The following is a 14,995-nucleotide window of genomic DNA, read 5'->3' as shown; positions in this document are numbered from 1 at the left end:
AAGAGGAAGAAGATACGCCAATCGGGTAGCGAACCCGGATTTGGTATCAGAACAGAAAATCTAACTCTTCATCACTGGGCTATAGTCTAACGCCACCCGTTCCCAATGCCCTAAATTCGCTGCTGCTTCGTAAGTGCTTTGCAAAAAATTCAGTACCATTGTGTCTGGATCGCTTGCCTGCCTTACTGCCTCATAAGGCAAGACGAACTCTTGCATTTCTGGGCTAAAGAAGGCTTCCTGGGGTTGCACCAGGTAATCTGAGAATCCTTCGGGGGCTGGATAGGCGTAAGCGTAGAATAATGGCTCGATTGCGCCTTTGCCAAACCAAAACCCGCAACTGCTTACCTCATGGGAGTAAGCCTCTCGCGTCACCCAGTCTGCCATCCCTGGCACACCCCCAGGATGCTGGGGCGCACGTCGTCCAGAGAAGCGAGTCACTGCTAAATCAAAGCTGCCCCAAAAGAAATGAACTGGGCTACACTTTCCTGCATAACGAGCGCGGAAAATCGTTAGGAGGCGGTCGCACTGCACGAGAATTCGCCAAAACCGTTGAGCATAGTCGGGATCGTAAGTCTGGTGCTGAGTATCCTGCTCAAAGGGAATGGGATCGCTCACTTCCTGTGGTATTGTCCAGATGTGCAAGTCTATTCCCGCATCCAGAAGAGTACTCATCACCGCTTGGTAAAAATCAGCCACCGAGCGGGGCATCAGCGCAATGGTTTTTTTCATTCCATCGCTGGTTTCTATCACCAATTGATGATTGAGAAAATCAAAGGTGATTTGAAAAGTACGAGTTTTGTAGGGAATGGTTGATGTAGTCAGTCCACGCGGGGTGACATAAAGAGTGGAATGCCACCAGTGATTTATTTTCGGAGCGAGTGCTAATCGAATCTTGCCAATAATTTGAGTCCACAGATGTAGCGTTTCATTTGTATCTTGCCAATCTGCGATCGGTAAGGACACCCAAACTTCTGAGTCTAAATTAGACGTGGGAAGAGCCATGAGATCAATCTATACTTTATATTTATAATATTTTAGATATAAGAAGTGACAAAAATGATTAAAGTTCTGCACTTATCTGATATTCACATGGGAAGCGGGTTTTCTCATGGGAAAGTTAATCCAGTCACGGGTTTGAATACAAGGTTAGAAGATTTTGTTAGTACATTGGGAAAATGTATTGATAGAGCGATCGCAGAACCCGTTGATTTAGTATTATTTGGTGGTGATGCTTTTCCTGATGCTACGCCGCCACCTTATGTAAAAGAAGCTTTTGCTAGTCAGTTTCGCCGTTTAGTTGATGCTCAAATTCCTACGGTTTTGTTAGTGGGAAATCATGACCAACATTCCCAAGGACAGGGAGGCGCAAGCTTAGGTATTTATCGCACATTGGGAGTACCTGGGTTTATTGTTGGCGATTCGATTAAAACTCACTGTATTCAAACTGCTAATGGTGCGGTGCAAGTTGTTACTTTACCTTGGATTACTCGATCGACTTTGTTAACTCGACCGGAAACAGAAGGGTTAAGTTTAGCTGAAGTTAACGAGTTATTGATTAAAAAATTAGAACCTGCGTTAGAAGGAGAAATTAGACGTTTAGATGCTAATTTACCGACAATTATGTTAGCGCATTTAATGGCCGATCGCGCAAGTTTAGGCGCAGAAAGGTTATTAGCAGTTGGCAAAGGTTTTACGATTCCGATATCTTTTTTAACTCGGTCTTGTTTTGATTATGTCGCTTTAGGTCACGTTCATAAACACCAAAATTTAAACAAATCTAACGATCCTCCTGTGGTTTATCCGGGAAGTATTGAACGGGTAGATTTTAGTGAGGAAAAGGAAGATAAAGGTTATGTGATGATTCACTTGGAAAAGGGGAATACTGAATGGGAGTTTTGCCCTTTACCTGTGCGGTGTTTTTGTACGATCGAAGTCGATGTGTCGAAAGCTGATGACCCGCAGGGGGCTATAATAAAGGCGATCGCGAAAAAAGAGATAAAAGATGCGGTAGTTAGGTTGATTTACAAATTGCGATCGGAACAATTAGACTTAATTGATACAGCATCTTTGCACCAAGCTTTAACTGACGCTCATACTTACACAATTCAAGCAGAATTAGTCAGTCAATTAGCAAAACCTCGTTTACCAGAACTGACTTCTAGTGCTAGTATGACTCCTTTAGAAGCACTGAAAACTTATTTAGATAATCGGGAAGATTTGCGAGAGCTTGCTGGGGAAATGATGGAAGCAGCGCAAAGATTGTTAGGGGAAAATGAGGAAGATTGGGAAGTTTCGGGAATAGAAGGAGATGGTCAATTGCGATTGTTATGAGAGCGGATTGCAATCTTCTTTGTATTGTGAGAGAGACTTTTTTTAACTGCTTTTAACCGCCCTCTGAAACTTCGCTGCGTTCAATCCGTACTTGAGATCTAAACAAGAGTTTGTTTCTGCTAAGAGAGAATTGTTAACTGAAAAGGAACCTGGTGCTGTAGGCAACTAGTTTTGGGGGGAAATACAGTTGCCAAAAATTTAGCTAATTCTCCTCAATATTAGTCATTTGTCTAGCTAAAAGCCAATAGACTCAGGTGTTAATAACTTAATGGCTGTAACTACCAAACTCAAAATTCAAAAACAACTCAAAATAACGAGTGGTTTTTTCTTTTATTTGATCTCGAACTTCGCCCTTTTCAAATAACAATGACAGTCAGGTTTTGAAAGTAACGAAGCAACTAAACTATTAAGTGTTGTTGCAGCAAGCAAACCGCCGCCAATTGTTCCTTTTATTGTGATATGAGGAACAGCAGATTTCATCAGTTGACGTTTGGCAGCTGGTGCATGACTAAATCCGATCGGCATTCCAATAATTAAAGCTGGTTGTATTGCGCTTGTTTTTACTGCTTCACAAACTGCTAATAACATGGAAGGCGCGTAACCAATTACAACAATACAACCTTTGGGTAATTGATTTACTTTTTCTTGTAAGGGATGATTGCGCCAAAATTCTTCTTCAACTTCGGTGGCGTTGTGAATGTGGGGATTTTCGATTAGTGTTTCTAAGGTACAACCTAAATGAGCTAATCTTGTCTGATCTAAAGATGTTGCTACCATTGTTGTATCAGCAACGATCGCACAACCAGATTTTAAAGCTTGACGCGCTGCTGCAATGGCGTTTTGTTCCGGTGACTTACTTAAATGCACAAAGGGAACTAAGCTAACATCTCCGCAAGCTAATATTAGTTGGGAAAGTAAATCGATTTCAATTTCAGATCGATCGCTCAAATCCGGTAATAATCTTTGTAGTGATTCCTGAAAAGCTTCGGGATGAGCGTGAACTTGAGCATCTAAATTATTCCACAGTAATTCTAATCCGCCTAACTCAACTTGCGCTTCTACTTCTAATTGTTTGAGTTGCGATAAAGCTTCTGATTGGACTATTTGACAATGTTGATCTCTTCCTAATAAACCTTCTAATGCTGTCGCTGTTTGTCGCAGTTGAGCAATTTGCTGCATCACAGTGCGGTATTGTTGCTGTAACAGCGTCATCAAAGTTTCTCGTTCGGATTCTGGTTCTACTTCTAATAGTTTGTGAATGTGAGATAATTGAAAACCTTGGCGTTTTAATGCCACAATTCTTTTGAGTCTTTGGACATCTTGTTCTGAATATAAACGATAATTGCTGGGCGATCGTACAGGTTGCGGCATTAACCCTAATTGATGATAATGTCGCACCATTCGCGGTGTTACATCATCGCCAACTAATCTGGTGAGTTCGTGGATTGTAAGATTGTGGGGACTGGGGATTGGGAAATTATTTTGCTTTTCTAGTTTTTTAATCATAATTCTGGTTGCTCCAGAGGCAGAGAAGAAGAGGAGAGCGGAAAGTGCGTTACTAACGTACTCTACAAATATTCCTTCTTCTTATCTTTCTTCGTTTCCTAAAACGCGGTTGCGTTTTGCTGCGCTATCGTGTCTTACGCGCTACGCGCACGCTACGCGAACTGATTAAAACCGCAGCGGCGCAGCGGGCACAGAGAAGAAGAAAGTTGTAAGAGTGGCTTGACTTTAACATTAATGTCAAGGTTTAAGGTAAGAGAGTTGCTTTAGATGTTTTTATGCTTAACTCTCTTAATTTGCCACAATCTCGTTTTTTGTCATGGAGTCGGGAAAATCCTGATGCAATGGCAGCTATTTTATGTGCAATCCTAGTTAGCTTTGGTTGGTTAGCGTTACATTTTAATTGGGTAGGATTGGCACTTTTGATTTTACCTGCTGCTTATGTGATTGGAGGTTACGAAAGTGCCCGTGAAGGTTTGACTACTTTGTTCGAGGAAAAGGAATTAGATGTAGACCTTTTAATGATTGTGGCAGCTGTGGGTGCAGCTGGTTTGGGATTGTGGCAAAGAGAATATCATTTAATAATTGATGGGGCGATTTTGATTCTCATTTTTGCGATTAGTGGGGCGCTAGAAAGTTATGCTATGCGGCGAACGGAACGCAGTATTCGTAGTTTGATGAGTTTAACTACTGATACTGCTAGGGTATTACAAAAAGGTGGGGAAGTGGAGGTGGCGATCGCTAAATTAGAAATTGGCGATCGAATCTTAGTTAAACCAGGAGAATTAATTCCGGTTGATGCGGTAATTATCGAAGGTTACAGCACAATTAATCAAGCTGCAATTACTGGTGAATCTATTCCGGTAGACAAAACTATTGGCGATGAGGTTTTTGCGGGAACTTTGAACGGTAATGGCGCGTTAAAATTGCGCTTAGAACAACCGCCTGAAAGTAGTTTAATTCAAAGAGTGATTCGTTTAGTAGAACAAGCACAAACGGAAACACCTCTTTCGCAACAATTTATCGAAAAAATTGAGCGGGGATATGCAAAAGTTGTGGTTGTTGTAGGTATTTTGCTGGCAGTTTTACCACCATTTTTGGGAGATTGGAATTGGGAAACTACTATTTATCGAGCATTAATTTTTTTAGTTGTTGCTTCTCCTTGTGCGTTAATGGCGGCGATTATGCCAACTTTACTTTCGGGAATTTCTAATGGCGCAAGACAGGGTATTTTGTTTAAAAATGGAGCGCAGTTAGAGTTAATTGGACGGGTAAAGGCGATCGCTTTCGACAAAACCGGAACTCTCACCACTGGACAACCAGAAGTTTACAAAATTATTGCTGTTTCAGGAAAATCAGAAACGGAAGTTTTGCAAGTAGCGGCGGCGTTAGAGTCTTATTCTGAACACCCAATCGGACAAGCAATTTGTCGTTTTGCTGCTGAAAAAATGACGATTCCAACTATCACCGAAGTTCAAGCACATCCCGGACAAGGTATCGCAGGAAAATTAAATTCTCAGTCAATTGTAGTTGGTCATTTCAATTTTATCCAGTCTTTAATTCCTGATTTTAATCATGAGTTACTTCAGCAAGCGAGGGATTTTCAACAAACAGGAAAAACTGTGGTTTGGGTAGTTTGCGATCGTCAAGTTGTAGGATTAATTGTCATTGCAGATCGAGTGAGGGCGAATGCTGTTAGTGCGATCGCATCTTTGAAAAAACTCGGCATCGAACATTTAATTATGCTCACTGGTGACAATAAAGAAACTGCTGAAAGTGTCGCTCAAGCTGTCGGTATTTCGGAAGTCAAAGCTGAGTTATTACCCGAAGATAAACTGCATTTAATCCGTCAACTACAAAAGCAATATGGTGTTGTAGCAATGGTCGGTGATGGGATTAACGATGCACCTGCTTTAGCTCAAGCAACAGTAGGAATTGCGATGGGTGCGGTAGGTAGCGATGTGGCGCTAGAAACCGCTGATATTGTATTAATGACCGATCGCTTAGAAAAGATTGCCACTGCGGTAGAATTAGGAAGGCGATCGCAAACAATTGTCAAACAAAACATCATCTTTGCTTTAAGTTTCATTGTCCTGTTACTAATAGCTAATTTCGCCGGAAACATCACTTTACCCATAGGCGTAATTGGACATGAAGGTTCCACAGTTTTGGTAACATTAAGTGGACTACGATTACTGAGAGGATAATTCTTAGGCTTCTCGTAAAAGTCAGAAATCTGATTTTTTTACCACAGATATCCACAGATAAACACAGATGTAGGCGTAGCCTTCCCGTAGGGTACACAGATGTATTAGACTTGCTATAATTTCCGGGAAAAATGATAACTGGTGATGCTCATACGTTGACGAAAATAAAACCTGTGAGCATCAAATCTTTGCACTCCAGAATCAAGTTCTAACTGTTGACAATCATGTTGTGTTGCATATTCCATTAACCATTGAAACAATTTTTCACCGTAAGATTGCGATCGCACCAATTCATCCACAACTAAATCATCAATATACAAAAATTTCCCTTTAGCTAAACATTCAGAAAGCCGAAATCCTGCTACAGCTACTACTCGATTTTCTGTTTCTACAAATGCTAACTGATAACCTGAATTCATTTGTTGGTGGATGCGATCGACAAACTCATCCCTCTGAAGATGTGGACGCAATTGAAACATTGTAGAAAAACAATTAAGAATTTGCTCATCTGTTTCTGCTAATTGAATTGACATGAATATTGCTCCTTTTGTAGGTTGACACTATATCCTGGGTATACTATAGTTAGCATTTACAGTTTTTAATTTATAAGGATTCGATAACTATGAGTAAGTCTATCAATTCACCATTCCGTTATGCTGGTGGAAAATTTTATGCTCGTAATCTTATCCTTGAACATATTCCTGCTCATTCCTATTACATAGAGCCTTTTGCGGGAGGTGGTTCTATATTCTTTGCCAAAGAAAAGGTAGAAAACAACTGGCTTAATGATATTGATGAAGCACTAATAAACACCTATTTAATAATTCGAGATCGACCGGAAGAATTAATTAAATATCTGGAAGGAGAACAAGCTACAAAAGAAAGACACGCTTACTATAAAAATGAGTTTACACCACAAAATAAATTGGAAGCAGCAGCGCGATGGTTTTATCTTAATCGTACATCATATTCAGGCATAATGAAGCCACAAAACTGCTATTGGGGATATGGTGATAAGTATAGTATGCGTCCAGAGAATTGGCCGAGAAATATCCGAAGAACTTCCGAGAAATTACAAAATGTTGAAATTACTTGTTGGGATTTTGAACAAGTTATTAAAACTGCTCCAGATGAAGCTTTTTTGTTTATCGACCCTCCTTATTTCAATGCTGACCAAGATAAATTCTACACTCATTCTTTTTCCCGAAACGATCACTATAGACTATGTGAGATGCTGAAAGGACACAAGGATAGAATTAAGTTTCTCATCACTTATGATAATAGCCCGGAAGTGAGAGAGTTGTATGAATGGGCGGCGGAAATGCACGATAAAGAGTGGAATTACACAATAAATAGAACCGACGATCAGAAAAATGGTCAGAAAAAAGCACAGAATTTCAAGGGTGAACGTTATAAGGGTAAAGAGGTTTTTATTTTGAATTATGATTCATGCGCTTTAGTACCTCAAGAATCTATACAATTAGATTTAGCGTTGTTATTCTAAATTCTCTCTAATATTGCTTCAAAAAAAGCTAGAGATTTTTCTATTTCTACCCAACGATTTTTAGGAGAAGGAATAATATTATCTGGTAGAGCTTCAATGTTTCCAAAATTAATAACTGGGTAGTTGGGAATAAATCCACAATTGTACTTGTCTGAGCAATCACGTTTACCACAAACTACTCCACTTTCATCTGATACAGCAAGATCTAATGAACTAGCAAGATAAATTTTATTATAAACAAACTCTTGTAATACCGCTTCACTTCCTGAAGGCGGTTGCAATTTCTTTATAAATCGCTTTCCATCTTCAGTTGGTTGAAAACAATACATCAAGTTACCATCATCATCTTCTATAGTTTCGTAAAAAGCATTGCCAATTGATGTGGCAACTACATTAAAACTCAAGGCACGATATTGATCGCTGTGGGCAAGAAACGCTTCTTTGCTAACACCAAATAATCTTGCTGCTGACTCGACTTTCGCAGGAGTTTTAGTGGTACGTGAACGCATACATTTAACACTTATCAAGTAATCACCCTTGCTAGCAATTCCTGGTTGAGTTTGTTTAGCAACTCGAAATCTTCCCTTGCCAGCTAATTTACACTCGACTGATATGATTTTACCTGTCAAATTATGTTTTACTTTTATATCTATATCATGAATCCCAGTTTGTGCATTCATGATAGGTTTAGTGACAGTCCATTCTTCTGATGGCAGGATTTGTTTGAGTCTAGAGTAGGTTGAAAATTCAAATGCCTTGCCCCGAATCATCGGAGCAACTTTGAGGTCAGTTACTATTTTGTATAAATCACTGGTTGATATATTTAAGCTACGGCAATATTCACGAATATCAGTAATCCATTGTTCTTCTTGAAGCTTATTCATTTTTAATTGATTCCCTTCATGAGTTCACATATAAGTTTTAATATAACAGTTGCTCTCTATTCCTCAATCAATACTGGTGGTTAATGGTAGCCATTAACCACCAGTATTGATTGCTTCCTCTCTTTACTTCACTTCAACCACACTAAAACGCCAAGTTAAAACAACTGATGCTACTGCTAAACCAATTGCTAAACCCCACCAAAGTCCCACACCTCCCAAACCTAATTTTAAACCTAGCAAATAACCGCTAGTTAACCCAATACACCAATAGGCGAAAATGCCAATTAACATGGGTATTCTTGTATCTTTTAATCCTCGCAAAGCGCCGACAGCAGTAACTTGAATACCATCGACTATTTGAAAGATTGCAGCTACTTTGAGCAGTGCTTTTGCTTGGGTGATAACCGCAGTATTTGCAGGATTATTAATATCAAGATAAAGGGAAACTATTCTTTCTGGCATTAACCAAAATAAAATGCCCATAAATGCCATGAATATTCCCCCCAAGCTAATACCAACATACCCAGCTAAACGTGCGCCTTTGACATTTTTTTCTCCTACTTTTTGTCCGACACGAACAGTAGTAGCGAAAGAAATCCCTAAAGCAACAGTGAAGGTTGTAGCTGCTGTTTGTAAGGCGATTTGATGTGCGGCTAAGGTGACTGTTCCCAACATTCCCATGATAAAGGTGGTCACTGTAAATAATCCTGCTTCTACAGCAGTTAAAGTAGCGATTGGTAATCCTATATGCAACAATTCGCCAAATACTTGTTTGTTAAATTGGTGAAGATTGTGAAAAACATGATATTTTTTCAGAGTAGCTTCATTTTTAATGTAAATTATGAGAGCAATCAACATACTCCAAAAAGATAACGTGCTTCCCCAACCAATTCCAGCTAATCCTAATGCTGGTAATCCTAATTTTCCAAACATCAAAACATAGTTAGCAGCGATGTTTAAGAAAGTACCACAAATTACAATTATCACGATTGGGCGTGGTTGAGAAACCGCAGAAACAAAGTTTCTCAGCACAGCAAAAATTATTGCTGGTAAAAAACCATAAGCGATCGCTTGCAGATACTCTTCAGTTAACGTTACAACACCTGCATCTTGTCCAAATAATAACAAAAGTGATTTACCATAAAAAACGATTAAACTAATTGGAATTCCGACAATAATTGCCAACCATAAACCTTGACGCACTACACATTCCACCATTTTAGTTTGATTCGCGCCATAAGCTTCTGCTACTAAAGGGCTAACCGCAGCAACCATTGCTGAACTAACAATTAGTAAGATGGTAAAAGAAACAGCACCTAAACCACCAGCAGCTATAATTTGACTTCCTAATAAGCCCATCATTACTGTGTCAACAAATGCAGTTAAACTTTGAGCTAGTTGTGCTGCTGCTAAAGGAATTCCTAACCGTAAACTTGCCCTAATTTCCGAAACAATCGAAGATTTTTGAAGAGTATACATTGTGCATTTTGATTAACTACTCCTGCACACCAAATGTTAAGCAGCTAACAATTTTGGCCGTCCCACCAATACAGGTGGAATTTGGCTAAAATTACCACCCCAACTCAGTAAATAATTATCTGGGTAGTCAGATGGAAATGCAGGTTCCTCTAATCCATCTAACACAAATCCCGCTTGAAAAGCTTCTCCCAAAAGTAGATGAAGTGGTCGATGAAAATAGGGATGTGGTTTTGGTTGATTGCGAAGTGCTAATCCGTAGGTGATAGTAGGCTGCAAATATTTGGGTATTTTGATAGAACAGCAAGTTTGTATTTCACCATTCCTTTCTGTTTCTTCTGCAACCATAGTAATATGAGGGTTGTTAAAACACAACCGATGTCTAAAATGCGATCGCCTACTTTTACTCCCAACAACTTTTCTGTAGCAGGACGAACTAACAAGCGATGAAAATCATTGCCATCATCCCCCATTTTAGTATCCCAAATAGAAGCATTGGTATTCCAAGAAACTTGAGTTTCCTGATGCCAATCTTTAGGAAAATCACTATTTATAGGTGGTTCGTTGTTCATTGTCTTACTCTGTAAATTCCAGAGATTATATCATCAATGCCAACTTTAACTAAATTTATTCCAGCCAAGAATCTACATGATAATTTTCCAACTCTAAGCCGGAATCAAGACTGATTTCATCTGCAATATAAGCCATTCCAGAGATACTAGTATTAGAAGGTACTTCGTAAGAACGTCCACTATGGGCACCGCCTAAATATTGTTCTCCATCAAATTGAGCAAACCAATAATTTGACTTTCCTTGATGTTTGGAATTAATGATAATATCTTTCCATCCATAGCTCATTTGTTCGGTGACAATAATTGGCGCTGCACCATAGCCAAGGTGTGACACTAAGCGATAACCTTTGCCTTCTGGTTGGAAAATTAAGATGGGATGTTCGTTAGTATTACTAGCATTGGAATTGACTAAATAAACAATTACTTCGTATTTTCCATCATCGTTTAAATCTACTCTATTGTAATAGTAACGAGTTAAGTTAGTTTCGCCACTAATTGAGCGCACGATCGCTCTTTCTAAAGCTAAATCCTGACTGTTTTCAGAAAGTACGTACCAAACTTGACTCAAATCTATGCTTCTCACGACAGGCAGATGTTGATGCGCTACTGTTAGTAAAATTTTGCTCAAAGTATCCCAAGTTTCAAAACCAACAATTCCATCAACTGTAATCCCAACTCGACGCTGAAAATGCCTCACTGCCCACTCGGTTACAGAAGTAAAAACACCATCTATTGGACTATCATAAAGATAATCACCTGTCTTTAACAAAGCTTTTTGTAACGCTTTGACAATTTCTCCCTTACTACCTCTTTTCAACTTAGGCAAATGAATCGGAGAACCAGCATAAAGTGCTTGCCAAGTGAAGATATCTACTACACCATTTACAGGCAAGAACATCACTTCTTGGAACTCTTCCACCATCATTTTCATTGCCCGATCGAACTTGCCTTTATGCAATTTTGAATTATGAAATTGACGTTCAGCTTGACGGGAACCTAATAGTGCTTTCCAACGTAATAACAACTTTTGTAGTTCTATCACTTCGGAACCACTACTTCCTAATTTCAAAATCGGTTTGTATTGAAAAATATTGCCCAAAACTAAAACGTAACCTTGCTCAGAGGAGGCAGAAAACATCTTTAATCTCCTTTTTACCAAACTGTATCTTCAGGACTTAACTGCCAAATTCTTTCCAATAATTGAACCCTTTGTCGGCGCACAAAAGCGCGATATTGTTGGTAAGCAGTCACCCCTAAAACTAAAACCAACGGCACAATTCCTATTGGAGGAATAGAAATTGTGTTTCCTTCAGGTAAATTTAAAGAATTTTGTTGAGCGAATCCCACAATTTTTTGGCTATGGGAATTAATTGTGTTAGTAAACTGAGGGAAAGTTTCAGAATATTTAGATTGCATAATTTAACTCCTCCACAATTTAATATTTTGTTTTTTTATTTGTCTGGTGTATCAGGTATTAAACTAGTTTCTAGGAAGCAATTTTTTGAGAAACATAGTTGGAGGACTGATTAGGTTGATTAACTCTGGAACAAACAAATTCTTTGAGATCTGCACTGCGGCTGAAACTGAACACTTGTAAATTTATATGTAAATCGGGAAAAACTAGGGAAGAACTGTCAATATGAGGCAGTTGCGGCAAAGTAAATCTAAAATTACAACGATTGATTATAATTATGCAGAGTAAAAAACTTTTTATACTTGTTCAAGTTGTCAAATTTATCAGTGATCTGAATCTAAAATCGAATGACTCCTTCAGCACAAAGTCTCTGGCAAGATTTAATTTCCATCCGGGAAACAGCCCCTCTGATTCATAACATTACCAATTACGTAGTGATGAATAATACTGCTAACGCTCTATTAGCTTTAGGTGCTTCTCCGGTAATGGCGCACGCCTTCAATGAAGTAGAAGAAATGGTGAACTTAGCAGCAGCGTTAGTCATCAATATTGGCACTTTGAATGATGATTGGATTGCGGCAATGGAGAAAGCAATGCTATGTGCCAAAAAACTGAACAAACCCATAATATTTGATCCGGTGGGTGCAGGTGCTACAAGTTATCGCACAGAAACCACAAAGAAATTGTTAAGTATAGCTACACCAACTGTAATTCGTGGTAATGCTAGTGAAATTGCTGCTATTTCTAATCAACACATCATGACTAAAGGAGTAGACAGCACTCAAGATTCACAAACAGTTGTGACAGTTGCCCAAACTCTGGCTAACCTTTATCAATGCACGATTGTTATTAGTGGCGCAGTTGATTTTATTGTTAGTCAAGAGCGAACTTTTCAGCTAAAAAATGGGCATCCATTGATGTCAAAAGTTACTGGAATGGGTTGTACTGCTACTGCCTTAATTGGTGCTTTTTTAGCAGTTAATTCTGATGCTACTATTGCGGCTACTCATGCTATGGCAATCATGGGAATTGCCGGGGAAATAGCTGCTGAAAAATCTGCTGGCCCTGGTAGTTTGCAAGTGAATTTTTTAGATATTTTATATAATTTAAAAGCAGAAGATATCGCAAATAGGTTAAAATTAACTACAAATTAATTAGACATCTCCAAAAAAGATTGTAAATACGTTATATACAACGTTTCTACAAGGGTTATCCTCCTTCTATTTCCTCTGCGTTCTCTGCGTCCTCTGCGGTTCAAAAAAACTCTATGGCTTATCTAATTGCTGTTGATATTGGTACTACAAGCACTAAATCAGTTTTATTTACCGAAACTGGTAAAATGGTGCAGAGAACCGCTGTTGATTATCCTTTATTGACACCAGTTCCAGGAGCAGCAGAACAAGAACCAGAAGCAATATTTTCGGCAGTAATTACTACAGTACAACAAGTTGTTGAAAGTAGTAAAATTAACACTACGGAAATTTTATGCCTGTCTTTTAGTGCGGCAATGCACAGTTTAATTGCTGTTGATAGTGAAGGAAAATTGTTGACTAAAAGTATTACTTGGGCGGATAATCGTAGTGCTAAATGGGCGGAAATAGTTCAAAAAGAAAAACAGGGAAAAGAAATTTATCTCCGCACAGGAACTCCGATTCATCCGATGTCGCCTTTGATTAAAATTATTTGGTTGCGGGAAGAACAACCGGAAATTTTTGGTAAAACGGCTAAGTTTATTTCGATTAAAGAGTATATTTTTTATCAATTGTTTGGCGAGTATGTGGTTGATTATTCTATTGCTTCTACTACGGGGTTAATGAATTTAAAACAGTTAAACTGGGATCGAGAAGCACTGGAACTTGCCAATATTACAGAAAGGCATTTATCAAGGTTAGTACCGACAACTTATATTTTCCCATCTTTGCGGGAAGAATACGCTTTATTAATGGGAATTCCGTCATATATTCCCACAGTAATTGGTGCTGCTGATGGGGTGCTTTCTAATTTAGGAGTTGGCGCGATCGCACCGGGAATAGCTGCCGTCACAATCGGTACCAGTGGGGCAATTCGAGTTGTGGTAGATCGACCAATTTGCGATCCCCAACAGCGATTGTTTTGCTATGCTTTAACCGAAAACTATTGGGTAATTGGTGGCGCAGTTAATAACGGTGGGATTATTTTACGTTGGATACGGGATCATTTAGCAGATGCCGAAGTATTAACGGCAAAAACTCTCAAACAAGACCCATACAATATGTTAACTGCGATCGCACAAACAGCACCAGCCGGAGCCGAAGGATTAATCTTTCATCCTTATTTAACCGGAGAGCGATCGCCAATTTGGGATGCTAATGCTAGAGGTAGTTTTTTTGGACTTTCTCTGCGTCATACCAAAGCACATTTAGTGCGCTCCATGTTAGAAGGAGTTGTCTATAACTTATACTTGGTTTTACAAGCTTTAGAAGATTTTGCAGGCGAAATTAACAGCATTCGCGCCTCTGGTGGTTTTGCTAATTCCTATTTATGGAGACAGATATTAGCCGATGTTTTTAATCAACCAGTCAGCATTCCCGAAATTTACGAAAGTTCCAGTTTTGGTGCTGCAATACTCGGACTTTATGCTCTGAAAAAAATCACCAATTTAGAGCAATTTTCTCAAGAAATTACTTTCACATTCCATCACGAACCAATCTTGAAAAATGTAGACATTTATCAACAAATTATTCCGATTTATTCCCGAATTTTAACAAAATTTCAGGAGGAATATGCTCAAATTTCTCAATTGCAAAAGGAGGTTTAAATGACAATCCTCAGACAGAATTTGATAATCCTGGGAAAGAAATACTTCAACTGAGATCTGGCATCAAGAAGCAGAGCTTGTATTTTTCGTTCTAGGTTCAACCTGGAAAATCTGGTAGGTTCAACCCCCGCTGCTGTCAGATTTGATTTTCAGTAGTGAAATTGCTAGATTATCAAGAATAATTGTCAATCTTACAAGTTTCTAGGAATCTCTTTGCTACAGTAGTAATAGCTCATTTGAAAGCTAAGGAAACCCGTGACAATATAACTCAGTGTAAATAAGTCGTTTTTTCCTATTCTCGATCCCT

The 14,995-nt window shown here is 38.9% G+C and carries 14 protein-coding genes; 5 read left to right on the top strand and 9 right to left on the bottom strand.

Translation table 11 applies throughout. The annotated features are described in order from the left end of the window. Positions 1-60 precede the first annotated feature (60 nt). Entirely contained in the window at positions 61-1,002 is a 942-nt protein-coding gene (locus IQ264_RS03930; RefSeq protein ID WP_193978814.1) for a DUF5996 family protein, read from the bottom strand. Positions 1,003-1,056: 54 nt separating this feature from the next. On the opposite strand from IQ264_RS03930, the gene sbcD reads away from it, so the two are divergent. After that, on the top strand, positions 1,057-2,331 hold the full coding sequence (gene sbcD, locus IQ264_RS03925) for an exonuclease subunit SbcD (protein ID WP_193978812.1): 1,275 nt from the start codon (positions 1,057-1,059) through the stop codon (positions 2,329-2,331). A 330-nt stretch (positions 2,332-2,661) separates the two neighbouring features. Here the strand turns inward: sbcD and IQ264_RS03920 are convergent, their stop codons facing one another. Further along, positions 2,662-3,837 (bottom strand): precorrin-8X methylmutase, encoded by a 1,176-nt coding sequence (locus IQ264_RS03920; RefSeq protein WP_193978810.1) that lies wholly within the window; start codon positions 3,835-3,837, stop codon positions 2,662-2,664. 275 nt (positions 3,838-4,112) lie between these two features. Between IQ264_RS03920 and IQ264_RS03915 the strand changes: the two genes are divergently transcribed. Next, entirely contained in the window at positions 4,113-6,041 is a 1,929-nt protein-coding gene (locus tag IQ264_RS03915; protein ID WP_193978808.1) for a heavy metal translocating P-type ATPase, read from the top strand. 113 nt (positions 6,042-6,154) lie between these two features. On the opposite strand, the gene IQ264_RS03910 is transcribed toward IQ264_RS03915, so the two are convergent. Continuing rightward, positions 6,155-6,574, bottom strand: coding sequence for a GNAT family N-acetyltransferase (locus IQ264_RS03910; protein ID WP_193978806.1), 420 nt, complete (start codon positions 6,572-6,574; stop codon positions 6,155-6,157). A gap of 89 nt (positions 6,575-6,663) precedes the next feature. Between IQ264_RS03910 and IQ264_RS03905 the strand changes: the two genes are divergently transcribed. Beyond that, positions 6,664-7,545, top strand: a complete 882-nt coding sequence (locus tag IQ264_RS03905) for a DNA adenine methylase (protein ID WP_193978804.1) — start codon at positions 6,664-6,666, stop codon at positions 7,543-7,545. Here IQ264_RS03905 and IQ264_RS03900 read toward each other — a convergent pair. The 6 genes from IQ264_RS03900 to IQ264_RS03875 all read right to left on the bottom strand — a co-directional run bounded on the left by IQ264_RS03900 (position 7,542) and on the right by IQ264_RS03875 (position 11,893). Next, positions 7,542-8,429 carry an XRE family transcriptional regulator gene (locus tag IQ264_RS03900; protein ID WP_193978802.1) on the bottom strand — a complete coding sequence of 296 codons (888 nt, stop codon included), beginning with the start codon at positions 8,427-8,429 and terminating at the stop codon, positions 7,542-7,544. The two genes, IQ264_RS03905 and IQ264_RS03900, sit on opposite strands and share 4 nt — an antisense overlap. Positions 8,430-8,552: 123 nt before the next feature. Beyond that, positions 8,553-9,908 (bottom strand): MATE family efflux transporter, encoded by a 1,356-nt coding sequence (locus IQ264_RS03895; protein ID WP_193978800.1) that lies wholly within the window; start codon positions 9,906-9,908, stop codon positions 8,553-8,555. Between the two features lie 36 nt (positions 9,909-9,944). Continuing rightward, on the bottom strand, positions 9,945-10,184 hold the full coding sequence (locus IQ264_RS03890; protein ID WP_193978798.1) for a hypothetical protein: 240 nt from the start codon (positions 10,182-10,184) through the stop codon (positions 9,945-9,947). After that, positions 10,157-10,477, bottom strand: coding sequence for a hypothetical protein (locus IQ264_RS03885; protein ID WP_193978796.1), 321 nt, complete (start codon positions 10,475-10,477; stop codon positions 10,157-10,159). Before IQ264_RS03885 ends, IQ264_RS03890 begins: the two co-directional genes overlap by 28 nt. A 55-nt stretch (positions 10,478-10,532) precedes the next feature. Next, positions 10,533-11,615, bottom strand: coding sequence for a peptidoglycan-binding domain-containing protein (locus IQ264_RS03880; protein ID WP_193978793.1), 1,083 nt, complete (start codon positions 11,613-11,615; stop codon positions 10,533-10,535). A 14-nt stretch (positions 11,616-11,629) separates the two neighbouring features. Further along, positions 11,630-11,893 (bottom strand): hypothetical protein, encoded by a 264-nt coding sequence (locus IQ264_RS03875; protein ID WP_193978791.1) that lies wholly within the window; start codon positions 11,891-11,893, stop codon positions 11,630-11,632. Positions 11,894-12,238: 345 nt separating this feature from the next. Between IQ264_RS03875 and thiM the strand changes: the two genes are divergently transcribed. Continuing rightward, positions 12,239-13,045, top strand: a complete 807-nt coding sequence (gene thiM, locus IQ264_RS03870) for a hydroxyethylthiazole kinase (protein ID WP_193978789.1) — start codon at positions 12,239-12,241, stop codon at positions 13,043-13,045. A gap of 113 nt (positions 13,046-13,158) precedes the next feature. Continuing rightward, positions 13,159-14,688, top strand: coding sequence for a gluconokinase (gene gntK / locus IQ264_RS03865; protein WP_193978787.1), 1,530 nt, complete (start codon positions 13,159-13,161; stop codon positions 14,686-14,688). The last annotated feature ends 307 nt before the right edge of the window (positions 14,689-14,995 follow it).

Origin of the sequence: [Phormidium] sp. LEGE 05292 (assembly GCF_015207735.1) — a bacterium.
Taxonomy (GTDB): domain Bacteria; phylum Cyanobacteriota; class Cyanobacteriia; order Cyanobacteriales; family Aerosakkonemataceae; genus Floridanema.
Note: the sequence above shows the minus strand (reverse complement) of the source record. Positions and strands in the feature narration are given on the sequence as shown.